Annotated in this window: 25 protein-coding genes and 1 pseudogene; 12 read left to right on the top strand and 14 right to left on the bottom strand. The window is 65.0% G+C overall.

The features are described 5' to 3' along the window. Window positions 1-7: 7 nt before the first annotated feature. The gene (locus tag AC5ZFO_RS10185) at window positions 8-163 is read right to left on the bottom strand and encodes a hypothetical protein (protein ID WP_496122015.1); all 156 of its coding nucleotides are present in this window, start codon (window positions 161-163) and stop codon (window positions 8-10) included. Between the two features lie 201 nt (window positions 164-364). On the opposite strand from AC5ZFO_RS10185, the gene AC5ZFO_RS10180 reads away from it, so the two are divergent. After that, on the top strand, window positions 365-772 hold the full coding sequence (locus AC5ZFO_RS10180; protein ID WP_496122014.1) for an ACT domain-containing protein: 408 nt from the start codon (window positions 365-367) through the stop codon (window positions 770-772). A gap of 82 nt (window positions 773-854) precedes the next feature. Here AC5ZFO_RS10180 and AC5ZFO_RS10175 read toward each other — a convergent pair whose 3' ends face one another. Both AC5ZFO_RS10175 and AC5ZFO_RS10170 read right to left on the bottom strand, forming a co-directional pair. Continuing rightward, window positions 855-1,256, bottom strand: a complete 402-nt coding sequence (locus AC5ZFO_RS10175) for a RidA family protein (protein ID WP_282520943.1) — start codon at window positions 1,254-1,256, stop codon at window positions 855-857. A gap of 221 nt (window positions 1,257-1,477) precedes the next feature. Continuing rightward, the gene (locus AC5ZFO_RS10170; protein WP_282520944.1) at window positions 1,478-2,323 is read right to left on the bottom strand and encodes a cell envelope integrity EipB family protein; all 846 of its coding nucleotides are present in this window, start codon (window positions 2,321-2,323) and stop codon (window positions 1,478-1,480) included. Between the two features lie 233 nt (window positions 2,324-2,556). Between AC5ZFO_RS10170 and AC5ZFO_RS10165 the strand changes: the two genes are divergently transcribed. The 4 genes from AC5ZFO_RS10165 to AC5ZFO_RS10150 are packed head-to-tail and all read left to right on the top strand — an operon-like array spanning window position 2,557 to window position 5,562. Further along, on the top strand, window positions 2,557-3,024 hold the full coding sequence (locus tag AC5ZFO_RS10165; protein ID WP_014494672.1) for a RidA family protein: 468 nt from the start codon (window positions 2,557-2,559) through the stop codon (window positions 3,022-3,024). 16 nt (window positions 3,025-3,040) lie between these two features. Then, window positions 3,041-3,787 carry a glycerophosphodiester phosphodiesterase gene (locus tag AC5ZFO_RS10160; RefSeq protein WP_282520945.1) on the top strand — a complete coding sequence of 249 codons (747 nt, stop codon included), beginning with the start codon at window positions 3,041-3,043 and terminating at the stop codon, window positions 3,785-3,787. Window positions 3,788-3,843: 56 nt separating this feature from the next. After that, a complete protein-coding gene (locus tag AC5ZFO_RS10155) occupies window positions 3,844-5,085 on the top strand; it encodes a GNAT family N-acetyltransferase (protein ID WP_282520946.1) in 1,242 nt (413 codons plus the stop codon). A 48-nt stretch (window positions 5,086-5,133) separates the two neighbouring features. Beyond that, window positions 5,134-5,562 carry an HIT domain-containing protein gene (locus tag AC5ZFO_RS10150; protein WP_282520947.1) on the top strand — a complete coding sequence of 143 codons (429 nt, stop codon included), beginning with the start codon at window positions 5,134-5,136 and terminating at the stop codon, window positions 5,560-5,562. 89 nt (window positions 5,563-5,651) lie between these two features. Here the strand turns inward: AC5ZFO_RS10150 and tsaA are convergent, their stop codons facing one another. From tsaA to AC5ZFO_RS10130, 4 genes are all read right to left on the bottom strand, one after another. Then, complete coding sequence (gene tsaA, locus AC5ZFO_RS10145; RefSeq protein ID WP_014494668.1) at window positions 5,652-6,143, bottom strand: tRNA (N6-threonylcarbamoyladenosine(37)-N6)-methyltransferase TrmO; 492 nt, start codon at window positions 6,141-6,143, stop codon at window positions 5,652-5,654. A 31-nt stretch (window positions 6,144-6,174) separates the two neighbouring features. Then, on the bottom strand, window positions 6,175-6,525 hold the full coding sequence (locus AC5ZFO_RS10140) for an AzlD domain-containing protein (RefSeq protein ID WP_282520948.1): 351 nt from the start codon (window positions 6,523-6,525) through the stop codon (window positions 6,175-6,177). After that, the gene (locus AC5ZFO_RS10135; RefSeq protein WP_282520949.1) at window positions 6,522-7,262 is read right to left on the bottom strand and encodes an AzlC family ABC transporter permease; all 741 of its coding nucleotides are present in this window, start codon (window positions 7,260-7,262) and stop codon (window positions 6,522-6,524) included. Before AC5ZFO_RS10135 ends, AC5ZFO_RS10140 begins: the two co-directional genes overlap by 4 nt. A gap of 107 nt (window positions 7,263-7,369) precedes the next feature. Beyond that, complete coding sequence (locus tag AC5ZFO_RS10130; protein ID WP_282520950.1) at window positions 7,370-8,392, bottom strand: lytic transglycosylase domain-containing protein; 1,023 nt, start codon at window positions 8,390-8,392, stop codon at window positions 7,370-7,372. Window positions 8,393-8,431: 39 nt separating this feature from the next. Between AC5ZFO_RS10130 and AC5ZFO_RS10125 the strand changes: the two genes are divergently transcribed. Further along, entirely contained in the window at window positions 8,432-9,448 is a 1,017-nt protein-coding gene (locus tag AC5ZFO_RS10125) for a TRAP transporter substrate-binding protein (RefSeq protein WP_282520951.1), read from the top strand. 82 nt (window positions 9,449-9,530) lie between these two features. On the opposite strand, the gene AC5ZFO_RS10120 is transcribed toward AC5ZFO_RS10125, so the two are convergent. The 4 genes from AC5ZFO_RS10120 to AC5ZFO_RS10105 are packed head-to-tail and all read right to left on the bottom strand — an operon-like array spanning window position 9,531 to window position 10,521. Next, a complete protein-coding gene (locus AC5ZFO_RS10120) occupies window positions 9,531-9,725 on the bottom strand; it encodes a hypothetical protein (protein WP_282521220.1) in 195 nt (64 codons plus the stop codon). A 43-nt stretch (window positions 9,726-9,768) separates the two neighbouring features. Continuing rightward, on the bottom strand, window positions 9,769-10,011 hold the full coding sequence (locus tag AC5ZFO_RS10115; protein WP_063982778.1) for a hypothetical protein: 243 nt from the start codon (window positions 10,009-10,011) through the stop codon (window positions 9,769-9,771). Between the two features lie 10 nt (window positions 10,012-10,021). Next, window positions 10,022-10,270 carry a type VI secretion system-associated protein TagO gene (locus tag AC5ZFO_RS10110; RefSeq protein ID WP_282520952.1) on the bottom strand — a complete coding sequence of 83 codons (249 nt, stop codon included), beginning with the start codon at window positions 10,268-10,270 and terminating at the stop codon, window positions 10,022-10,024. A 56-nt stretch (window positions 10,271-10,326) separates the two neighbouring features. After that, entirely contained in the window at window positions 10,327-10,521 is a 195-nt protein-coding gene (locus AC5ZFO_RS10105) for a hypothetical protein (protein WP_063982774.1), read from the bottom strand. Window positions 10,522-10,814: 293 nt separating this feature from the next. Between AC5ZFO_RS10105 and AC5ZFO_RS10100 the strand changes: the two are divergent. Further along, window positions 10,815-11,452 (top strand): annotated as a pseudogene (locus AC5ZFO_RS10100) (HAD family hydrolase). Window positions 11,453-11,513: 61 nt separating this feature from the next. On the opposite strand, the gene AC5ZFO_RS10095 reads toward AC5ZFO_RS10100, so the two are convergent. Both AC5ZFO_RS10095 and AC5ZFO_RS10090 read right to left on the bottom strand, forming a co-directional pair. After that, window positions 11,514-12,554 carry a phenylacetaldoxime dehydratase family protein gene (locus tag AC5ZFO_RS10095; protein ID WP_496122013.1) on the bottom strand — a complete coding sequence of 347 codons (1,041 nt, stop codon included), beginning with the start codon at window positions 12,552-12,554 and terminating at the stop codon, window positions 11,514-11,516. A gap of 28 nt (window positions 12,555-12,582) precedes the next feature. Further along, window positions 12,583-13,599, bottom strand: coding sequence for a carbon-nitrogen hydrolase family protein (locus AC5ZFO_RS10090; RefSeq protein ID WP_071917400.1), 1,017 nt, complete (start codon window positions 13,597-13,599; stop codon window positions 12,583-12,585). A 196-nt stretch (window positions 13,600-13,795) separates the two neighbouring features. Here AC5ZFO_RS10090 and AC5ZFO_RS10085 point away from each other — a divergent pair, with 196 nt between their 5' ends. From AC5ZFO_RS10085 to AC5ZFO_RS10065, 5 genes are all read left to right on the top strand, one after another. Further along, window positions 13,796-14,752, top strand: a complete 957-nt coding sequence (locus AC5ZFO_RS10085) for an AraC-like ligand-binding domain-containing protein (RefSeq protein ID WP_282520954.1) — start codon at window positions 13,796-13,798, stop codon at window positions 14,750-14,752. Window positions 14,753-14,851: 99 nt separating this feature from the next. After that, a complete protein-coding gene (locus tag AC5ZFO_RS10080) occupies window positions 14,852-15,088 on the top strand; it encodes a hypothetical protein (RefSeq protein ID WP_282520955.1) in 237 nt (78 codons plus the stop codon). Between the two features lie 116 nt (window positions 15,089-15,204). Then, window positions 15,205-16,230, top strand: coding sequence for an aldo/keto reductase (locus AC5ZFO_RS10075; protein WP_282520956.1), 1,026 nt, complete (start codon window positions 15,205-15,207; stop codon window positions 16,228-16,230). A 182-nt stretch (window positions 16,231-16,412) separates the two neighbouring features. After that, window positions 16,413-17,834, top strand: coding sequence for an MFS transporter (locus tag AC5ZFO_RS10070; protein ID WP_282521221.1), 1,422 nt, complete (start codon window positions 16,413-16,415; stop codon window positions 17,832-17,834). Window positions 17,835-17,955: 121 nt separating this feature from the next. Continuing rightward, window positions 17,956-18,414 carry a PEGA domain-containing protein gene (locus tag AC5ZFO_RS10065; RefSeq protein WP_092193127.1) on the top strand — a complete coding sequence of 153 codons (459 nt, stop codon included), beginning with the start codon at window positions 17,956-17,958 and terminating at the stop codon, window positions 18,412-18,414. Between the two features lie 71 nt (window positions 18,415-18,485). Here AC5ZFO_RS10065 and clpA read toward each other — a convergent pair whose 3' ends face one another. Then, on the bottom strand, window positions 18,486-20,900 hold the full coding sequence (gene clpA, locus AC5ZFO_RS10060; protein ID WP_014494656.1) for an ATP-dependent Clp protease ATP-binding subunit ClpA: 2,415 nt from the start codon (window positions 20,898-20,900) through the stop codon (window positions 18,486-18,488). Window positions 20,901-20,952 lie beyond the last annotated feature (52 nt).

Raw genomic sequence — 20,952 nt, 5'->3', positions numbered from 1 at the left:
GCTCAATTCAGTCGCGTTCGAAGATCCGTGCACCCGGATAGACACGCCGGGCATACTGAATGACCAACTGCCGATCCTGAGTTGCCAGGAACGGAGTTCGGATCTGACAAGACCCGACGATGAGGTGCCACAGGCCGTTGAGCTTTCCAATCACGACGTTCATTTGAGCTTCCTCGCAGTGACCCGAGTAGACTCAAATTGTAAGAATCTCCCGCCGTCGCTCAATTGTACCAGCGTAAGGTCAGCGTATGAGAAGGATTGGAAGAGATATACAAAGGTATGTTGGCGAGGCCCTCTGTCAGGTTCCAGCGCTGATGAGTTTCGCAAGCTACACCGATCCGAACGCGCTGAGAGGCTGACCATCGTGACAGGCGAACACGATCTCGACGCGCTGTTGAGGAACATGAAGCCGAAGCTGCTGGGCGGCATCTTCGTGTTTTGCACGATCCCACCCAGCGAGCCCATTCCCGCAGCGGTCAACCCGCTGCTGACGTTTCGCGAGCAGGAAGGAACCACGCTGGTGATCCTGCGCGAAGAAGCCGAGGCGTCAGGCTTACGCTCCGCGTTCGCCTCGCGCCTGATCACCCTGACGGTTCACTCCGCACTCGATGCGGTGGGCTTCCTGGCTGCAGTCACGGCGCGACTGGCCGAAGCCGGCATCAGCGTGAATGCGGTGTCGGCCTTCCACCACGATCATCTTTTCGTACCTGTTGAGCGTGCCGATGAGGCTCTGAAAGTCTTGCAAGAGATGTCCGAAGCGAAACGCTTGTAGCCCGCATGGAGCACAGCGAAATCCGGGACGGCGCGTCCGACGGGTTTCCCGGATTGCGCTTCGCTCCATCCGGGCTGCGGGATCAATCCGCGACTGCGATCGCCTCGATCTCGATCAGCCATTCCGGCGCGGCAAGCGCGGAGACGCCGACGAGCGTCGAGGCAGGCGGCTCCATGCCCTCGAAGAAGGCCGAGCGGGCCTTGCCGATGATCCGGCGCAGCTCCGGCTTGTAGTTCACCACGAAGGTCGTGATCTTGACGATGTTGGCGTAGGTCGCGCCGGCCGCCTTCAGCGCGTGGCCGAGATTCTGCATCACCTGCGTCGTCTGCGCGGCAATATCGCCCTCGCCGACGATCCGCCCTTCCTCGTCCACCGACACCTGGCCGGAGATGTAGATGGTGCGCGCACCGGAAGCGGTGACGACGTGGGAATAGGCCGGATTGTGATGCAGGCCGCTGGGGCGGAGATGGTCGAGCTTGGGCATTGTGCTTGCCTCCCGGGTTTGTGGTTGGGAGGAGGAGCGTAGCTGGGGAGTATGACGAGAGCTAGTCTATCACTGCGAAGAGCAAAGCGGCGAAGAGAGATCTCGTAGGGTGGGCAAAGGCGCACAGCGTCGTGCCCACGATCCTGCGGCTCACCTGGAAAGTGGTGGGCACGCTACGCTTTGCCCACCCTACGGCCCTGCTCGCGCGGAGGGATCTCCCCTCAATTACAGGGCTTGCTGTCCTTGACGTCGAACTTGCCCATCGCGCCGGAGATGACGAAATCGTTGTAATCGAGCACGAGCTGGCGCGAAACGCCGTTTTCGTAGAGCTCGAACGCCATCGCGTAGACCGGCGTCTGCTCGCCTTCCTTCTGCTGGGCGTCGCGGTCGAAATAGCTGACGGTGATCGGCCAGCGCTTGAGCGACTTCATGTGCTCGTCCGTGGTCGACGGGTCGGCCGAGGTGGCGCGCTCGGCGGGAATCGGCTGACCGATCACGGTCAGCGTGTTGTAGACTTTCTGGCCGTCGTCGGAGCCGTCATACACCGACAGCTCGAGCAACGACTTGCCGTCCTTGGCCGCGGCAATGATGCGCTGGATCTGCTCGGTCGGGAACACGATCTTGCCGTCGAGCGTGAAATTCTTCGGCGCCGGCAGCTTCAGCTTGACGTTGATGTGGTCGCCGTCGCGCTCGGCCGAACCGTCGACCCGGCCGGCATCGGCCTCGTTCATCCGCGTCTCGATCTTGAAGCGGTAGCTTTTTCCCGCGGCGTCCTCCCAGGAGTTGGAGCGGAGGTCGCTCAGCGTGAGCTTGCCCTCGCCGCTGTCGAGCTCGGAGACCTGGCGGAATTCGGAGGTGTAGCCCTCGCACGAACTTCCCGTGAAATTGTAGAGGATGCGGCCGCGCGCGCTGTTGACCGAGTTGGAGCGCGATTTGACAAGGCTGAGGTCATAGAGCGCCTGGTGCGCGAGGAACGGACCGCTGGCAGCCTGCACTCCCCCGCCTGCGCCGAAAGCAGCCGCCGCGAGCGCCATCACACTGAGCGAAGTCCGGAAAAGGTGCACCATGTGTCATCCCTGGGGAAAGCGCAGATTCGACATTTTAATGACCGTTCCATTGCGTCGCAACTGAGGCCGTTTCACGTAAAGTTGCGGCCCCCGCCTTGAACCTGCTGCTTGGCCACAACAAAATGCAGTCGTCCCGGTTGCTTGCATGTGGCGGCTCGATGGGCGAAACAGGGCGCGCCCGGCCCCCAAACGGACGCAGCCGGGCGGATGAAATTTGGACAACGAGGTCGAACATGGCGGGCACGGTCGAGCAAAAACTGGCGGAACAGGGCATCAAGCTGCACGAGGCCCCTACCCCTGTCGCCAATTACGTGCCGTTCGTGCGCACCGGTAACCTGCTATTCGTCTCCGGCCAGGTCTGTTTCGACCCCGCCGGCAAGCTGATCGCCAAGGGCAAGCTCGGTGCCGGCGTTTCGATCGAAGACGGTGCCGCGGCGGCGCGCGGCTGCGCCGTCAATCTGCTGGCCCAGGTCAAGGCGGCGCTCGGCGACCTCGACAAGGTCGTGCGCGTGGTGCGCCTCGGCGGCTTCATCAACTCGGCACCCGACTTCCTGGACGGGCCGAAGGTGCTGAACGGCGCCTCCGACCTGATGGTAGCCGCCTTCGGTGACAAGGGCCGCCACGCCCGCACCACCGTCGGCGTCGCCTCGCTGCCCGCGGATGCGGCGGTCGAGGTCGAAGGCGTGTTCGAGGTCGCCTGACACGGAGCTGACGGCGTTGCGCGCTCCTGATTGGCTGACAGCCCGGCCGGTCGCCCATCGCGGCCTGCATGACATTTCGCGCGGCATCGTCGAGAACATGCCGGGCGCGGTGCAGGCTGCCATCGCGGGCAATTTCTCGATCGAGGTCGACATCCAGCTCTCCGCCGACGGCGAGGCCATGGTGCATCATGACCACGCGCTCGGCCGCCTCACCGAGGCCGCCGGCGAGGTGGTCGAGAAGACCGCGGCCGAGCTGAAGGCGGTCAAGTTCAAAGACACGGACGAGCGGATGATGTCGCTCAGCGATCTCTGCGCCATGGTCGCCGGCCGCGTGCCGCTGGTGATCGAGGTGAAGAGCCATTTTGGCGGCGACCGCAAGCTGGTGAAGCGGATGGCCGAGGTGCTGTCGTCCTACCAGGGCCCCGCCGTCGGCATGTCGTTCGATCCCGACCAGGTGCTGGCGCTGCGTGAGCTGTTGCCCTCCCGCCCGCGCGGCATCGTCGCGCAGCGGACCTACGAGGACGAGTACTGGGCGAAGCTGGCGCAGGCGCAGCGCGACAGCATGCTGTACCTGCGCCACGGCTTTCAGACCCAGCCGCATTTCGTCGCCTTCAAGGTCGACCATCTGCCGGCCCCCGCCCCCTGGATCGCCCGCAACGTCCTCGGCTGCGCCCTGCTCGGCTGGACCGTGCGCACCCCGGAGCAGCGGACGCGGGTCGGGCAATATGCGGATCAGATGATCTTTGAGGGGTTCGTGCCGTAGGGCTTGCTGTTCCCGCCCTCTTGAAGTCACTGCTGCAATGCACGATCTTGGGCACGATGGCATCATCTGAAATCACACTCGAGGCTGTACCCTCGATTGGCGAGGTATCTGCCGAGGATTGGGACGCCTGTGCCAATCCCGACAAGGCTTGCAACGGGCATGGCGCCGGAACTTCATCCGGGCTTCCAGGCGATTCCCTCGGCCTCTCAAAACCCGCCTATAACCCGTTCGTCTCGCACGCGTTTTTATCCGCAATTGAGAAATCGGGTTCGGCCACCATCCGCACCGGCTGGGGGCCGCGGCATCTGGTGGCTAAGGTCGATGGCCGCGTCGCCGGGGTCGTGCCCTGCTATCTGAAATCGCATTCCCAAGGCGAGTACGTCTTCGACCGCGGCTGGGCGGACGCCTATGAGCGCGCAGGTGGACGCTACTATCCGAAACTCCAGGTCTCGGTGCCCTTCACCCCGGCCACAGGGCCCCGGCTGCTGGTCCGCGACGGCGTCGATCGCGAGCGCATCGCGGAGACGCTGGCGAGCGGGTTGGTGGCGCTATGCGGCGTCAGCAAGGCCTCCTCGGTGCACGTGACCTTCGCGCGTGAGGGGGAGTGGAAACGGCTCGCCGGGCACGGCTTCCTCCAGCGCACCGATCAGCAGTTCCACTGGCGCAACGAGGGATTTGCGACCTTCGACGATTTCCTCACCACGCTCAATTCGCGCCACCGCAAATCGATCAAGCGCGAGCGGCGCGATGCGCTTGCCGGCGGCATCACCATCCACTGGCTCACCGGCAGCGACATCACCGAGGATGCCTGGGACGCCTTCTTCCAATTCTACATGGAGACCGGCTCGCGCAAATGGGGCCGGCCTTATCTCACCCGCGAATTCTTCTCGCTGATCGGCGAGAGCATGAGCCAGGACGTGCTGCTGGTGATGGCCCGCCGCAACGGCCGCTGGATCGCGGGCGCGATCAACTTCATCGGCTCGGATACGCTGTTCGGCCGCAACTGGGGCGCGGTCGAGCATCATCCGTTCCTGCATTTCGAAGTTTGCTACTATCAGGCGATCGATTTCGCGATCAAACACGGCCTCGACAACGTCGAGGCCGGCGCGCAGGGCGAGCACAAGATCGCGCGCGGCTACCTGCCGAAGACGACCCATTCCGCGCACTTCATCGCCGATCCCGGCCTGCGCCGCGCCATCGACGATTACCTCAAGCGCGAGCGTGCCTATGTCGCCGAGGCCGGGCGGGAGCTGGCCGAGCTCGGCCCGTTCCGGAAAGGCGTCGACGAGGCGCCTTGACGGTTTGCCGTGGCTGGTGACAGTAAGCGCAAAATTCGAGGAGCCGCCATGACCGCCTACGACCCCAACAACATCTTCGCAAAGATCCTGCGCGGCGAGTTTTCCTGCCACAAGGTCTATGAGGACGAGCATGTGCTGGCTTTCCTCGACATCATGCCGCGGGTATCGGGCCATACGCTGGTGATCCCGAAGGCCCCTGCCCGCAACATCCTCGACATCAAGCCTGATGACTACGCCCACGTCGCCCGCGGCGCGCACAAGATCGCGGCGGCCGCGATGAAAGCGTTCGAGGCCGACGGCATCACCGTCCAGCAGTTCAACGAGCCCGCCGGCGGCCAGGTGGTGTTTCATCTCCACATGCACGTGATGCCGCGCCACGACGGCGTGGCGATGCTGCCGCCCGCCAGCCGCAAGGAAGACGTCAAGGTCCTGCAAGAGAACGCGGCCAAGCTGATCGCGGCGCTGAAGGCGGGGTAGATATCAGCGCTGTAGCCCGGATGGAGCGAAGCGTAATCCGGGACCTCCCCGCATTCCGCTGCGCTCCATGCGGGCTACGATCGCGCCCCTCACTCCGTCTGAAAATCCCCTGCTTGCGGGGCGGCCAGCGGCGTGAATTCGCAACGATCTGGCTTGATGTCGATCAGCGGCGTGTTGTCGATGCAGTCGAGCCCGCGCACCAGAATCGCATTGCCCTCGATACCGACGAGCTTGACGATCGAGGTCCCGATCGGATTGGGCCGAACCGGTGAGCGCAGCGAAAACGTGCCGCGGGTCTTCTCGTTGTTCTTCGGGCTTTGCAGGACGATGTCGCGGCGCGACTTGTCGAGCCAGTAGAGCACCTCGAGATTGCTGTAGAAATCGACGCCCTTGATGGCCGGCACGAACGGCTCGAAGATCTCGAGCCGGCACACCGGGCCGTCCTGACGTCCCTGTCGCGGCGTCTCCATCCGCGAGGTCCAGGGCGTGCGGATGCGGCCGATGAAGACGAGGCCGGCATCCTCCGTCGACGGCAACTCGATGGCGACCTCACCCTCGCGGAGCTCGTTTTCGCGAACCATATTTCCAGTTCCTTGCTGTTCGCCGGTGGTTTTAGCCTAACCACCACTTCCCGGCCAGCATGAAGACTTCGCCTGTGACCACGCCCGCGAAGATCGAGCGGCGGGTCAGCAGGAAGACGACGAGGCCTGCGCCGACCGCGCCATAGCGCAAGACGTCAGGCACGCTTGCCAACGCCCCCGGCGGCTCGACCACGATCTGGGCGATGACGCCGGCCAGGATCGCGGTGGCAACCGCCCTCACCCAGACCAGGAGCTCGGAGCCCTCGTCGATGCCGCCGCCGAACCAAAGGCCCAGCATGCGCCATATCTGGTTGGGAACAACGCCGGCGACGAACAGCACGACAAGCGCATGCCAGTCGCCGATGAGCTGCGCAGCGCTCATGCGCGCACCTCCCGCCACCAATGCACGCCATAGGCGATCGTGCCGGCCACGAGGCCGCTGACGAGGATGTCGAGGCCGGAGTTCATCTTCGCGGCAATCGGATAGAGCAGAACCCCGAGCGTCAGCGCGACGACGTCGGCGACCTCGCGGCTGTTGCGCGCGGTCGAGAACAGGAACGACAGCGGCGTCAGCATCAGGATCGCCGCGCCAAGCGTCTGCGTCAGGTTGGCGGCAAGGAAATAGCCAACCGTGTTGGCGGTGAGGCATACCGAGACCAGGCCGAAGCCAAGTCCGTTCACGAAGGCGATCCGCCGCTCGCGCGGCACCTGCGGCAGGAAGCGATGACATTCGACCCACAGCGTCACGGCGGTGAGGTGCGCCGCAAAGAACAGCTCGCGCCGCTTGGTGGTCGGCGTGCGCATCAGGGGCAGCACCGAGACCACCATCGGGAACAGCCGGATCGCGCTGACCGTCACCGCAATCGCCGACTGGATGATGGTGGCGCCCGAGCCGAGCGTCGTGATCAGGATGATCTGCGCTGGACCTGCCCAGACGAACAGCGTCGAGCAGAGCGCCCAAAGCAGGCTGAAATGGGTGTCGTGGGCGAGTGCGCCGATGCCGAGGTAGGTCGCGAACAGGACAAGCGTGAGGATCGTCTGCGTGATCGAGCGCAGCCCCCACGCAAAGGCTCGCCAGGGACTTTGCCATTGAGGTGAATCGAGCGGAGGAAGCGCCACGGGGAGTTTTGGTCGGGGTTGCGGAATCGTGCCCGCATAACGGGCAATGCCGCGGCCGACGTCAAGGAAGCGCGCGGCGGGGCTGGCATGCGCGGGGGAGAAGTCCCCTATCCGCTCACACCCCGGTTCTTCAGCACGAAGCAGGCACCGCCGGCCTTCCGTATCCGATTACACAGATCATCCGCCTCGCTACGCGTATCCGCGCCAATGCGCACCTGATAGAACGCACGCGTGCCGCGGCTGCGCATCACCGAACTCAGCAGGCTCGGATCGCGCTCGCCGATCACCGCGGTCAGCCGCGTGACGGCGCGGGAATACATCGCCAGCGCCCGGTTGCGGTCGAAGCCGGCAGCGAGCTGTACGCCCCAGATCTTTGCGGCAGCGAGCTCCACATGCTGTTCGAGCTCGGCGACGAAGGCATTCGGCGCGCGCTTCAGAAGCGCCATGAGATCGCGGCAGCTGGTCGGCGGCGAACTCGGCGGCCCCTTGCCGGTCGCTCCCGCCTTGGCCCAGGCATCGACGCTCGTGCCGGTGATGGCATAGACGTAGTTGCGGGTCTGCTCCGGCATCGGACCGGTGCCCGCGAGCCATTCCTGCACCCGGCGCGGGCCGGCGTTGTAGGCAGCAGCCGCAAGACCGAGATTGCCGAACTGGTTGCGCAGCTCGTTCAGAAACTCCGCCGACTTCGGCAGCGCCTGCACCGGATTGAAGGGATTGAGCAGCCCGCGCTCGCTGGCAGTACCCGGCATGAACTGCGCGATCCCCTGCGCATGCTCGCCGCTGCGCGTCATGGGCCCCACGGCATCGGCCTGGAAGCGGCTCTCCTGCCAGATCACGCGGGCGAAGAATTCCAGCGGCAAATTGGCATCCCGTGCGGCGGCCTCGACGATCAGGCAGATCGACTCCCGCGTATCGCTCTCGCGCGCATCCGCAGGCTTTGGCGGCGGCATCGCGAGCTCCTCGACGCTGGGGACGGCGATATTGGTCTTCGCGGGCGAACTGTCCCACGCCACCACCCGTGTCGCCGAGACGAGCAGTGCAGCGATGGTGAGCGATGCAATTCGCGTCAGCCGTGCCCAAGCATCGCTGTGGCGCGCTCCGGCGCGGCATGCAACAAGATCATGTGCCATGTTGTGGCATCGTGCCATGGTTCGACGAGTTGCCAATATATGCAGTTTGACCTGCTTCTCCCAATGCGCTGCCCCGCCCAAGGGATCCGCGCGATCCTCGTCCTCGTAGCCCTCGTCCTGCCCGCCGCGCCGGCCATGGCGCAAGTCAACTGGCGGATGACCACGGAATATCCGCAGAACAATATTTCCGGGCTCGGGCTCACCAGTTTCGCCGATCGCGTCGCGGCGCGCACAAACGGCTTCGTGACCGTAGCTAACGCTTTCGACAACGAGCTCAAGATCAACTCGGGCGAAATGCCGCGCGCCGCGCTGGATGGTCGCATCGCCGGCGGCGACGCCTTCGCCGGCGCGCTCTCGAGCCTCGACCCGGTGTTCGGATTGTCCACCCTGCCCTTCCTGGTGCAGTCGGTCGACCTCGCCCGCGCCGCCAATCTGCGGGCGCGCCCGCTTTACGAGAAGGCGCTCGCGGCACGCGGCCTCAAGCTGCTCTATGTCACGATCTGGCCGGCCACGGGCCTCTGGTCGGACCATGCACTGGAAGGCGCCGACGCCCTGCCGAAACTGAATTTGCGGGCCTACGACGCCAACTCCGGCGAGGTCATGCGCGCAGCCGGCGCGAATGCACAGTTCCTGCCGATGGACGCGGCGCTCGCTGGCCTCAGGGAGCACCGGCTGAATGCGTTCCTCACCTCCGGCGACGGCGGCGCGGGACGCAAGCTCTGGGACTTCCTGCCCTACTTTACAGCGATCAACTACGCGATGCCGCTCTCGATCGCCTTCGTCCGCAGCGACGCATTTGCCGAATTGTCCGAGCCGATGCAGCGCGAGGTGCTGGCCGCGGCCGCCGAGACCGAGCAAGGCCAATTCGCGCTATTGACCCATCGCACCATCGAAAACTATGCGCGCATGCGCGACAACGGCGTCCGCATCGCCGAGCCGGCGCCGGCGTCCCTCGTCGCCGCGCTCCGGAAAGCGGCAACGCCCGCGATCGCCACCTGGGAGACGCAGGCGGGCGCCGATGCCACGGCGATCGTCGAATGGGCAAGACAGCAATAGAGCGAACCGTGGCGGCCGCCGGCATGCCACTGCGGTGCTGCGTTGAAACGTCCGCCAGTCCCGCCCTTCACTCGCTTCGGTCCTATGCCGAGACCGGCATTTCTGCGCTGATTGCGCGGTCCAGGGCATCGATCAGCATTTGAAGCTCGACGAACTTGTTCCGTGCTCGCTCGGCATTGTCACGATCAAAGGGAGCGGCCAGCACCTTCGCATGCGTGTCCCTGTCCTCGATCATGCGATCGCGGGCCTTCTTCAATATGTCCAGTCGCTCGTTCATCTGTGCCTCTCCGCCAAATATCTGCTCGACCACGTCCAGGGCCTCAGTCGAAACCAGCCGGAAGCTCGCCCTTTCGGAAGAACACCGTAGGCTCATCGTCATAGTCACCCATTTCGGGATCGCCGCTGGACGAGAACGCGACGACGCCGAGTTTGCTCAAGGCCAGTCTCTCCGCCGTGCGCAGCGCGCCGCTTTCCGACTTGCAGACGATAGGAGAGTCGGCCTTCAGATTTCCCCCCTTGCCGGCGTTGAACGCCTGCACCACGTAGGTTGTTTCGCGGACCATGACGGCTCCCTCAGCAACCGCGACAGATATTCTTGAGTTTGGCCGCCGTGCGGGCTTCTTCATCAAGGAACGGATCTTTATAGGGGGCTCGAGATACGTCCGTTTCCGACGTGGCGGGCTTCTTCGCTTGCGGCGGAAACGCGGCGTCGTAACAGGCGAGCCGTCCGCTCGTGCTCTCGATCGCGCGGCAGTCCGGCTCTTTCGCGACAGCACCTTGCACGAATGTGCCAAGCGCCAATGCGACAATAAGCATTCTCATACGGGTATCTTTCCTCGCGGAGAATCCGGGCGCGCCGTTTGACGCCCCCGCGCTCCTCATGCCTCGAACTGGTCGAACTCGTCAGACAGCAGAACCCGGCCCTGCGGCGTGCATATCCGCACGTCGACATAGCCTTCCTGCAACAGCTCCCTCGCCTTCTTCAGAGCGGCGGCCGTCGTGGTGCGGGCCAGGCTGACGTAGCCGCTTTGATCGCGTCCGCTTACCAGATATTGGAGCGGCGTCCTATCCATGCAGAAAAGCCGCAGCAGCCACCAGGAGCAACAGAAACAGAGGGACTATCACCGGCGGCACGATCCAGTCGGCCAGATTAAATCGCGGCATGCACGCTCCTCCTCGTTCGGCGGGAGCGCTAGTGACCCTCAGTCACCGACGGATGCCATGGGAAGGGGCGGTGATCGCAGGACTTTACGCTTATGCCCTGCCAATAGCGAGCTTTAAAACGTCGCGCGACGCGGCGGCGTTGCCTTGAGCAGCCGCGTCGTTTAGGTCAAACAACGGCGGTATCAACACGGGCACGACTGGCATGGCTACAATCTTCTTCGATCTCGATGGCACGCTGACCAACCCGAAGCCCGGGATCACCCGCTCGATCCAATACGCGCTGGAGCGGCTCGACCTTGCCGTGCCGAGCGAGGACGAGCTGACCTGGTGCATCGGGCCGCCCCTGCACGCCAGCCTGAAGAAGCTCACCGGAAGCGAAGAGCTCGCCGACCGTGCGCTACTGCTTTATCGCGAGCGATTTGCCGATATCGGCCTGTTCGAGAACGAGGCCTATGCCGGCATCATCGACACGCTGACGACGATCGCCGCAACCAGCCAGCGCATGTTCGTCGCCACCAACAAGCCCGCGGTCTACGCCGTCCGCATCGTCGATCATTTCGGCCTGAAACCGTATTTCGAGCGCGTGTTCGGCTCTGAGCTCGACGGCACGCGTGTCGACAAGCGCGACCTGCTGCGCTACGCGCTCGTCGAGGCGAAGGTCGACCCCGGCAGCGCGATCATGATCGGCGACCGCAGCCACGCGTGATCGGCGCCCGCACCAACGGCATGACCGCGATCGGCGTGCTCTATGGCTATGGCAGCGAAGCCGAGCTGCGGGATGCCGGCGCGCATCACATCTGCGCCGCGCATCCCGAGCTGCTCGGCCACTGCGTGGCGTAGAGCATCATCCGGAAAAGTGCGCAGCGGTTTTCCGATAAGATCATGCTCAAGACAACAAGCGTCAGCCGCTGACGGTCTCGACCGCCGCCAGCATGCCGGTCTTCGCATGGCAGTTCAGATATTCGAAGAACTGCTCATCCGCCGCCGCCACCGTAACCTCATGATAGAGCCGCAGCTTTGCCGACGGCCCGAGCGTCGACAGGTATTTCATCGCCGCGCCGAATATCCTGACGTGGGTCGGATGCGACTCCGCCCAGCGCTCAAGTGCGGCGAGGCTCTTCCACCAGCTCTGGCCGTAGGACTTTTCGCTCACGCTGCCGTCGGTGGAGAGCACCTGCATGTAGCGGTTGGCATAGCAGCCGATGCCAAGCCCGTCATCACGCAGAAAATCCATGCCCTCTCGCAGCACCGGCTCGACATCGTCGAGGTAGAGCTTTCGCTCCGATGCCTCCGTATCGCTCCAGTCCTGCCCGGAGCGGATCGGGCAGAGATTGTCGTGCGCCTTCACCCGCAGCCGCGCGCCGTCGCGGATCAATTCAGGCGCGCCGCCCGGCGTCATCGGATCGGTCTGCGACAACGGAATGCGATCGCGCATGCCACCCCAATAGGCGTGCTCCTGCACCTCGCCGCTCATGCCGTCGGCGATTGCGGCCACGCCCTCGGGCCGGTCGAGCGAGGAGAACAGCGTCTCGTGCCGGGCGACCGTGGGACGCAGCACCTCGATGAAGGTGCCGATGCCCTCGCGCGCCTTCACTGTCCACGCCTCTCGTGCCGGCGCGAACCATGCGTCGAAGCGCGCGATGTCGTCCCAATAGGCAACCGACACGACGGTCTCATAACCGGCGCGGTCGACGTAGCGGGCGCGGTCCCAATGCGAAGGCCCGCCCCCGGCAGCAAACCGCGCCGCGATCTCGGCGAGTGCCGCCGTCGCAGCCGCCGGCGCCGCGCCGCGATACTGCACACCGAAATAGGCCATCACGACACGGCTCACGGTGGGTTTGTGGCGCGCCACGAACGACGGGTATGGCGGCTGGTAATCGTCCGGCACGCGCTTGTGGCGCGTGCGCTGGGTCTCGAGATGCAGAGGAATTGCGGATTCCATGATCGTACCCTCCCCTTGATCCCGGCGATCAGCTTGCCGCGGCCGCGATGTCCGTGGGCTCAATGGTGTCGACCGGCAGCGCGAACTGCTCGACGCGCTGGTATCGCTTCTTGTTGAGCAGGAGCCGCGTCACGTCGGGCCGCGAATAATGCCCGGCGGGATCGGCAGCGTTCTTGGCAACCCCGATGGCACCGAGATCGATCTCGGCAATCAGCAGCCCTTCCTGGTCCGGCGCCAGCTTGTCGCCGATCTGGCTGCCGTCGGGGCCGTAGATCGCGGCGAATCCGCCACCCACATGCAGCAACGCATTCTTGTCCGGCCGGTCGCAGAGCTCATCGATCATGGCCTGCGAGACCGTCGCGCACGGCGCGAGCACGAAGCAGGAGCCCTCCACCGCATAGACGCGCGAGGCGGCATTGTTGACCTCGGCGCCGAGCGCCGGCGCAAAGGGATCGTAGAGCGAGAAGCTCGGCCAGGCCGCGACATGCACCTGCTCGTTCTGGGCGTACATCGCATATTTCGACAGTGGCTGGAGATGCTCCCAGCAACACAATGCGCCGATGCGGCCGATGTCTGATCTTGCATGCACGGCGAGATCGCTGCCGTCACCCTCGCCATAGACCGTGCGCTCGGCATGGGTCGGCCGCAGCTTGCGGCGCTTTGCGATGGTCTCGCCGTCCGGCCCGATCAGCCATTGCGCCAGATAGAGACTGCCGCCGTCGCGCTCGGACAGGCCGAGCACGGCGGTGAGCTTTGCCTTGCGTACGGCGTCGCGCAGCCGCTCGGCCTGCGGACTGTCATAGGACAGCGAGTTGTCGAAGTAGCGCTGCACGAAGCCGCGGCCGATCGCCCAGGCCGGCGAGTCCATCCAGATATGCCAGGGGTAGCCGGGAATGAAGGCCTCGGGAAAGGCGATCAGCTTGGCGCCCTTCTCGGCCGCGTCCCTGATCAGCGCGATCGACTTGTCGATCGAGGCGTCGAGATCCAGCCAGGCGGGCGCCGCCTGCACCACCGCGACCTTGTATTTCGGATGTTCGATGCCCATTCCCGCCTCCATTGCCGGTTGATCGGAAGCCACGTCCGATGCAGTCTATTTGGCCAAGCCACCCGGTCGGGCGCTCGACCGCAGTGGAACAAAAACTCGACTGGCCGGGATCGCCGACGGGTACGGGACTTGCCTTCGGTCTGGCTGGATTTGCGCCAACATGCGGTTTTGCTGGATGTGACAGGGAGGCTTGCCGATGCCAATCCAGTTCACGACAGACGGCAGCCCCGGCTACCGGCGGCTGGCGCTGTGGCAGGACATCGTCTGCGACGTCTTCGTCGGGCTCGACTGCAAGTCCGACCTCGGCAGCGCCTTTCGCGGCTCGGTCACGCAGGCCGCGCTCGGCAAGGCCGTGTGCTCCGAGGTCTGCTCCGACCGCCAGCACGTGTTCCGGACGCCGTCCCGCATCGCGCGTTCGGATCAGGATTTTGTCCTCGTTGCGCTCGGCAATCGCGGCGACGGAGGCGTGGTGCAGGACGGCCGCGAGACCGTGATCCATCCCGGCGAGTTCGCGCTCTACGACACGACGCGTCCCTATGAGCTGAAGTTCAACGACGCCTTCACGCAGACGATCTTCAAGGTGCCCCGCGAAATGCTGCAGCGCCGGCTCGGCGCCACCGAGACGCTCACCGCGATGTCGTTCGGCGCCGATGTGCCGCTCGAACGGCTCGCCTATGATTTCATCTTCAGGCTTTGCCAGAGCGCGGACCGACTTGCCCCGGACAACGCTGCAGCGTTGTCGGAGCAGGCCGTCGATCTGCTCGCGATGGCGCTGAGCGAACGGCTCGGCAAGACATCGCTGCCGTCCTCCACCCATCGCTCCGCCTTGCTCTATCGCTTGAAGGCCCACATCCGCGCTCACCTCGCGGATCCCGACCTCTCGCTGTCGGAGGCCGCGGCTGCACTCGGCATCTCGCCGCGCTATGTAAACGATCTCCTCGCCGACGAGGATACCTCGTTCCAGCGCCATGTGCTTGCCGAGCGTCTCGCCCAATGCCGGCGTGACCTCGCCTCGCCCGTGCTGGCCCATCGCCATGTCAGCGAGATCGCCTTCGCCTGGGGCTTCAACGATCTCTCGCATTTCGGCCGCGTCTTCCGCGAGCATTTCGGAATGTCGCCGCGCGACTTCAGGCAGAGCCAGTTGCGGCACTGACATCCAGCCAGCTATCACCTTGAGCCTTCGCTGCAGGCGAAGGCAAGCCTCGTCAATTCCAGATTGCCTTGTCCGGCCGCGCGGATCAGGCTGGCGTGCATGAGGACTCACGCCACCATAAGCGGATCGGAGCTGTTGCTGGGTGTGATCGCGATCCGGCTCGCGGTGCTCGTCCTGGTGGGCTGGGGCCTGACGCTGCTGCCACGGCAGGCGCGTGACGGCGAAGTCGCCTGTTTCCCCTCGCCCGCAACCAAGGTCGAGGTTCAGTCATCGGTGAAGACAGCCGGCCCACGCGTTGCCGATGCCGCATTCGATGACATGCGTCTGCACGACTAGGTCATTCCCAAGCAAGGCCGGTATGTGAGCGCGTGATAGGACGCGGCCCGCGCTTGCACTACCATCGCCCCCCAAGGCCGCATTGATCAACCAGCGGCCAGCCGAGGAGCATATCGATGGAATACCGACGCTTGGGCCGATCCGGCCTCATGGTGCCCGCTTTGAGCCTGGGAACGGGCACCTTCGGCGGCGTCGGCCGCCTTGCTGCATGGGGTACGACGGACGCGGCCGAGGCGCGGCGCCTTCTGGATATCTGCCTCGATGCGGGGGTGTCGATGTTCGACACTGCCAACGTCTATTCGCTCGGCGAATCCGAGCGCGTCCTCGGCGAGGCCATCAAGGGCCGCCGCGACAAGGTTTTGATCTCGACCAAGGCCACCTTCCGCTTCGGCGATGGGCCCAACGACATCGGCTCGTCGCGGCAACATCTGCTCGCGGCCATCGACGGTTCGCTGAGCCGGCTCGGCACCGATTACATCGACCTGTTCCAGCTTCACGGCTTCGACGCCTTCACCCCGCCCGAAGAGGTGCTTGCCACCCTCGACGTGCTCGTGCGCGCCGGCAAGATCCGCTATGTCGGCGTCTCCAACTTTTCGGGCTGGCACCTGATGAAGTCGCTCTCGGTTGCCGACAAGCACGGCTTCCCGCGCTATGTCGCCAACCAGACCTACTATTCACTGATCGGGCGCGACTACGAATGGGAGCTGATGCCGCTCGGCGTCGACCAGGGGCTCGGCGCCGTGGTCTGGTCACCGCTCGGATGGGGGCGCCTCACCGGAAAAATCCGACGGGGTCAACCGAAGCCCGAGGTCAGTCGCCTGCCCAAGACCGCCGATTTCGGCCCGCCCGTGCCCGATGAGCACGTCTATCGCGTGGTCGAGGCGATCGACGAGGTCGCCACGGAGACCGGCAAGAGCGTCTCCCAGATCGCGCTGAACTGGCTGCTCCAGCGTCCGACGGTCTCGACGCTGATCATCGGCGCGCGTAACGAGACGCAGCTGCGCGAAAATCTCGGCGCGGTCGGCTGGACATTGACCAACGACCAGATCGCAAAGCTCGATGCCGCGAGCAAGGTGACGCTGCCCTATCCCTACTGGCACCAGCGCGGCACCTTCTCCGACCGCAATCCGCCGGCGGTGTAGAGACGGCCAACGGCCCGACCGCTCGGCTCCCCGAGCCCTCGCGAAAGCGGTCCCGACCCGATTTCCTGTGCCGGAAGGCCTGCTTCCGGCGCAGGAACCGTCCGTGTCCTGCCGGGTTGCGATCCATCCTGCAATTTCCTAATCCGGAGATGAACACGGCTCGAATCAAGCTCGCCTCCATCATGTCGTCTGCCCCGATCGAGCATGCCGACGGCCTGCCGCAGCCGCAGCGCAACCAGGCGGTGCTGACGATTGCGCTCGGCATCATCATGGCCGTCGTCGACAGCGCCATCGCCAACGTGGCGCTGCCGACGATCGCGGCCGACCTCGATGCCAGCCCGGCCTTCTCGATCTGGATCGTCAATGGCTACCAGCTCGCGATCACGATCTCGCTGCTGCCGCTGGCATCGCTCGGCGAGATCGTCGGCTATCGCCGCGTCTATCTGGCCGGGCTCGTCCTGTTCACGCTCGCATCCGCCTTCTGCGCGCTGGCGCATACGCTGCCGCTGCTGACGATCGCGCGCATCATCCAGGGTTTTGGCGCCGCCGGCATCATGAGCGTCAACGCGGCGCTGGTGCGCTTCACCTACCCGCGCAGCCAGCTCGGTCGCGGCATCGGGATCAACGCGCTCGTCGTCGCCTTCTCGGCCGCGGTCGGCCCGACGCTCGCCGCGGGCATCCTGGCGGTCGGAACCTGGCCCTGGCTGTTCGCCATCAACGTCCCGCTGGGTGCGGTGACGCTGGTGCTCGGCCTGCGCAGCCTGCCGCACACAAAACCCGCCGGCCATTCCTTCGACTGGCAGAGCGCAGGGCTATCTGCGATCACCTTCGGCGTCGGCATCGCGGCCGTCGACAGCGTCGGTCATGGCGAGGCCGCCATCACCTGTCTCGTTCAATTCGCCATCGCCATCGTCGCAGGCGCGCTGCTGATCTACCGCGAAACCCACATGACCTCGCCGCTGCTGCCGGTCGATCTGTTGCGCATCCCGGTATTCGCACTGTCGATCGCCACCTCGATCGCCTCGTTCTGCGGACAGATGCTGGCCTTCGTCGCGATCCCCTTCTATCTCCAGAGCCGCTTCGGCTATTCGGCGGTGCATATGGGACTCCTGATCACGCCATGGCCGATCGCGGTGGCGTTCGCAGCCCCGCTCGCCGGCCGCCTGGTCGAGCATTATCCGGCCGGCCTGCTCGGCGGCATCGGGCTCACGCTGTTTGCCTGCGGCCTCGGCGCACTCGCCTTCCTGCCTGCAAGCCCGACGCCGCTCGACGTGATCTGGCGGATGGCGTTGGCGGGGGCCGGCTTCGGCCTGTTCCAGACTCCCAACAACCGCACCATGATCGCGGCCGCCCCGCGCGAGCGCGCCGGCGGCGCCAGCGGCATGCTGGGCACGGCGCGCCTGCTCGGCCAGACCACCGGCGCGGCGCTGGTGGCACTGCTGCTCGGCCGCTATCCGACCGAGGGAACCAGGATCGCGCTCCTTGTCGGCGTCGGATTTGCGCTGTGCGGTGCAGTGCTGAGCATGCTGCGGCTGTCGCCCGCCGGCGCGCGCGGCGCCGAGCACGTCCGGGTACAGGACGACCAGCGCCTGCGCGGCGAATAGCTCAGTCCAGGTTCGGCTGTTCTCGCGCCCAACTTGTGCGTGGCTTAACTATCTGGACCAGTGACGTATTGCCCTCCCGCTCCGGTTGCGCTTCATTGACGCGGGGAATAAGGGGCATTTCATGCGTTCATTTGGAATTGTGGCGCTCAGCGTCATGCTGGGCGGCTGCGCGTCTGTCACGCGGGGCACGACCGAAAACATCAGCATCTCATCGACACCGTCGGGCGTGGAAGCCGTCGTCAGCGGAATGGAAGTGCCGACCACCTGCACGACGCCGTGCTCCGTGGTCGTCAAGCGGAACGCGGACATTTCGATCACCTTCCAGAAGGAAGGCTATGAACCGCAGATCGTGCCGCTCAGCCGGGACATACCGACCTCCGGGGCCGCCGGCTTCGCGGGAAACCTTTTGCTCGGCGGTGTCGTCGGCATGGGCGTCGATGCTGCCACCGGGGCGGCAACCGATCACAAGCCAAACCCTGTCATCGTGACCATGCAGCCGTCAGCTCCTGCCCGCGCACGGCCACCCGCGCCGAAGAAGCCGCGGCCGCCGGCGGCGCCCGCGCCCGACACCGGCACCTAGCCCCTCGCAACTGCCACGCAAACAAAAAGGCCGGCTTTTCAGCCGGCCTTTTCATTTGATATCGCTCGCAATCAAGCCTTGACCAGCGGGCCCTTCGAGGTCGGCCCCTTCGAGCCGCCGGAGCCGCCACCGCCCGGCTTGGACTTGCCCGGCGGACGCTTGCGGGCGCCGGGCAGCTTCTCCTGCTTCGGCGTGATCGGACCGTCGAGGAACTCGAACCCGATCTTGTCCTTGGTCTCGTCGGCCTCGTCCTTGACCAGGACGACGCGGACGTGACCGCCACCCTTGAGCTTGCCGAACAGCACCTCGTCGGCCAGCGGCTTCTTGATGTGCTCCTGGATGACGCGGGCCATGGGCCGTGCGCCCATCTGCTCGTCGTAGCCGTGCTGGACCAGCCAGGTCTTGGCGGGCTCGGACAGTTCGATGGTGACGTCGCGATCGCCGAGCTGAGCCTCGAGCTGAAGCACGAACTTCTCAACGACCGTACCGATCACCTCGACGCTGAGATGGCCGAACGAGACGATGGCATCGAGACGGTTGCGGAATTCCGGCGCGAACTGCCGGTTGATCGCCTCGTGGTCGTCGCCTTCCCGCTTCGAGCGCGTGAAGCCGAACGCCTGCTTGGCGAGATCCGAAGCACCCGCGTTCGTGGTCATGATCAGGATCACGTTGCGGAAGTTGACCTGCTTGCCGTTATGGTCGGTGAGCCGGCCGTGATCCATGATCTGGAGCAGCACGTTGTAGAGGTCGGGATGCGCCTTCTCGATTTCGTCGAGCAGAACCACGCAATGCGGATGCTGATCGACGCCGTCAGTGAGCAGGCCGCCCTGATCGAAGCCGACATAGCCGGGAGGCGCGCCGATCAGGCGCGACACGGTGTGCCGCTCCATGTACTCGGACATGTCGAAGCGCAACAGCTCGACGCCAAGCGATGCGGCGAGTTGCTTCGCCACCTCGGTCTTGCCGACGCCGGTCGGACCCGAGAACAAATAGCAGCCGATCGGCTTCTCCGGCTCGCGCAAGCCGGCACGCGCCAGCTTAATCGATGCGGCGAGCGACTCGATCGCCTTGTCCTGACCGAACACGGTGCGCTTCAGGGTCTGCTCGAGATGCTTGAGCACCTCGGCATCGTCCTTCGACACGCTCTTCGGCGGGATCCGCGCCATCGACGCGATCGTGGTCTCGATCTCCTTGATGCCGATGGTCTTCTTGCGCTTGTTCTCGGCCACCAGCATCTGCGCCGCACCTGACTCGTCGATCACGTCGATCGCCTTGTCGGGCAGCTTGCGGTCGTGGATGTAGCGCGAGGAGAGCTGCACCGCGGCCTCGATCGCCTCGTTGGTGTACTTCAGCCGATGGTAATCCTCGAAGTAAGGCTTGAGACCCTTGAGGATCGCGATCGCGTCCTCGACCGTCGGCTCGTTGATGTCGATCTTCTGGAAGCGCCGCACCAGCGCGCGGTCCTTCTCGAAGTGCTGGCGGTATTCCTTATAGGTGGTCGAGCCCATGCAGCGGATCGTGCCCGAGGCAAGCGCCGGCTTGAGCAGGTTCGACGCATCCATCGCGCCGCCCGACGTCGCGCCCGCACCGATCACGGTGTGGATCTCGTCGATGAACAGGATGGCGTTGGGATGCGCCTCGAGCTCCTTCAGCACCTGCTTCAGGCGCTCCTCGAAGTCGCCGCGATAGCGCGTGCCCGCGAGCAGCGTGCCCATGTCGAGCGAGAACACGGTCGCAGCCGCAAGAACCTCCGGCACCTCGCTGTCGACGATGCGCTTGGCGAGGCCCTCCGCGATCGCGGTCTTGCCGACACCGGCTTCGCCCACGAACAGCGGATTGTTCTTCTGCCGGCGGCACAGCACCTGGATCGCGCGGTTGATCTCGGAGTTGCGTCCGATCACCGGATCGATCTTGCCGTCGCGCGCCTTCTTGTTGAGGTTGACGCAATAGGTCTCGAGCGCCTCGCCCTTCTTCTTGGCGTCCTCGGTACCCTTTGCTTCGGTCTCCTCGTCGACGCCGCGCACCGGCCGCGCCTCGGAGACGCCCGGCCGCTTGGCGATACCATGGCTGATGTAGTTGACGGCGTCATAGCGCGTCATGTCCTGCTCCTGCAGGAAATACGCAGCATGGCTCTCGCGCTCGGCGAAGATCGCGATCAGCACGTTGGCGCCGGTCACCTCTTCGCGGCCGGACGACTGCACGTGGATCACCGCGCGCTGGATCACGCGCTGGAAACCGGCGGTCGGCTTGGCGTCGTCGGCGCCATCCGTCACCAGATTCTCGAATTCGGTCTCAAGATAATTGACGAGGCTCGTACGGAGCTTGTCGAGATCGACGCTACAGGCGCGCATGACGGCGGCTGCATCGGAGTCGTCAATCAGGGAGAGCAAAAGATGCTCGAGCGTCGCGTATTGGTGATGACGCTCGTTTGCGATCGCCAGTGCACGATGCAGGGATTGTTCAAGGCTTTGGGAAAAAGTCGGCATTCGCGTCCTCTATGGCCCCCACCATCATGATCGCCATCGCCCGGTCAGGCAA

The sequence above is a fragment of the Bradyrhizobium sp. Unk1 genome, assembly GCF_059512345.1.
Note: the sequence above shows the minus strand (reverse complement) of the source record. Positions and strands in the feature narration are given on the sequence as shown.

Excerpts from the sequence above, each read along its gene's own strand:
- AC5ZFO_RS10185 (WP_496122015.1), bottom strand. The coding sequence starts at position 163 with ATGAACGTCGTGATTGGAAAGCTCAACGGCCTGTGGCACCTCATCGTC.
- AC5ZFO_RS10175 (WP_282520943.1), bottom strand. The coding sequence starts at position 1,256 with ATGCCCAAGCTCGACCATCTCCGCCCCAGCGGCCTGCATCACAATCCG.
- AC5ZFO_RS10170 (WP_282520944.1), bottom strand. The coding sequence starts at position 2,323 with ATGGTGCACCTTTTCCGGACTTCGCTCAGTGTGATGGCGCTCGCGGCG.
- AC5ZFO_RS10165 (WP_014494672.1), top strand. The coding sequence starts at position 2,557 with ATGGCGGGCACGGTCGAGCAAAAACTGGCGGAACAGGGCATCAAGCTG.
- AC5ZFO_RS10155 (WP_282520946.1), top strand. The coding sequence starts at position 3,844 with ATGGCATCATCTGAAATCACACTCGAGGCTGTACCCTCGATTGGCGAG.
- AC5ZFO_RS10150 (WP_282520947.1), top strand. The coding sequence starts at position 5,134 with ATGACCGCCTACGACCCCAACAACATCTTCGCAAAGATCCTGCGCGGC.
- tsaA (WP_014494668.1), bottom strand. The coding sequence starts at position 6,143 with ATGGTTCGCGAAAACGAGCTCCGCGAGGGTGAGGTCGCCATCGAGTTG.
- AC5ZFO_RS10140 (WP_282520948.1), bottom strand. The coding sequence starts at position 6,525 with ATGAGCGCTGCGCAGCTCATCGGCGACTGGCATGCGCTTGTCGTGCTG.
- AC5ZFO_RS10130 (WP_282520950.1), bottom strand. The coding sequence starts at position 8,392 with ATGGCACATGATCTTGTTGCATGCCGCGCCGGAGCGCGCCACAGCGAT.
- AC5ZFO_RS10125 (WP_282520951.1), top strand. The coding sequence starts at position 8,432 with ATGCAGTTTGACCTGCTTCTCCCAATGCGCTGCCCCGCCCAAGGGATC.
- AC5ZFO_RS10120 (WP_282521220.1), bottom strand. The coding sequence starts at position 9,725 with ATGAACGAGCGACTGGACATATTGAAGAAGGCCCGCGATCGCATGATC.
- AC5ZFO_RS10115 (WP_063982778.1), bottom strand. The coding sequence starts at position 10,011 with ATGGTCCGCGAAACAACCTACGTGGTGCAGGCGTTCAACGCCGGCAAG.
- AC5ZFO_RS10110 (WP_282520952.1), bottom strand. The coding sequence starts at position 10,270 with ATGAGAATGCTTATTGTCGCATTGGCGCTTGGCACATTCGTGCAAGGT.
- AC5ZFO_RS10105 (WP_063982774.1), bottom strand. The coding sequence starts at position 10,521 with ATGGATAGGACGCCGCTCCAATATCTGGTAAGCGGACGCGATCAAAGC.
- AC5ZFO_RS10095 (WP_496122013.1), bottom strand. The coding sequence starts at position 12,554 with ATGGAATCCGCAATTCCTCTGCATCTCGAGACCCAGCGCACGCGCCAC.
- AC5ZFO_RS10090 (WP_071917400.1), bottom strand. The coding sequence starts at position 13,599 with ATGGGCATCGAACATCCGAAATACAAGGTCGCGGTGGTGCAGGCGGCG.
- AC5ZFO_RS10085 (WP_282520954.1), top strand. The coding sequence starts at position 13,796 with ATGCCAATCCAGTTCACGACAGACGGCAGCCCCGGCTACCGGCGGCTG.
- AC5ZFO_RS10080 (WP_282520955.1), top strand. The coding sequence starts at position 14,852 with ATGAGGACTCACGCCACCATAAGCGGATCGGAGCTGTTGCTGGGTGTG.
- AC5ZFO_RS10075 (WP_282520956.1), top strand. The coding sequence starts at position 15,205 with ATGGAATACCGACGCTTGGGCCGATCCGGCCTCATGGTGCCCGCTTTG.
- AC5ZFO_RS10070 (WP_282521221.1), top strand. The coding sequence starts at position 16,413 with ATGTCGTCTGCCCCGATCGAGCATGCCGACGGCCTGCCGCAGCCGCAG.
- AC5ZFO_RS10065 (WP_092193127.1), top strand. The coding sequence starts at position 17,956 with ATGCGTTCATTTGGAATTGTGGCGCTCAGCGTCATGCTGGGCGGCTGC.
- clpA (WP_014494656.1), bottom strand. The coding sequence starts at position 20,900 with ATGCCGACTTTTTCCCAAAGCCTTGAACAATCCCTGCATCGTGCACTG.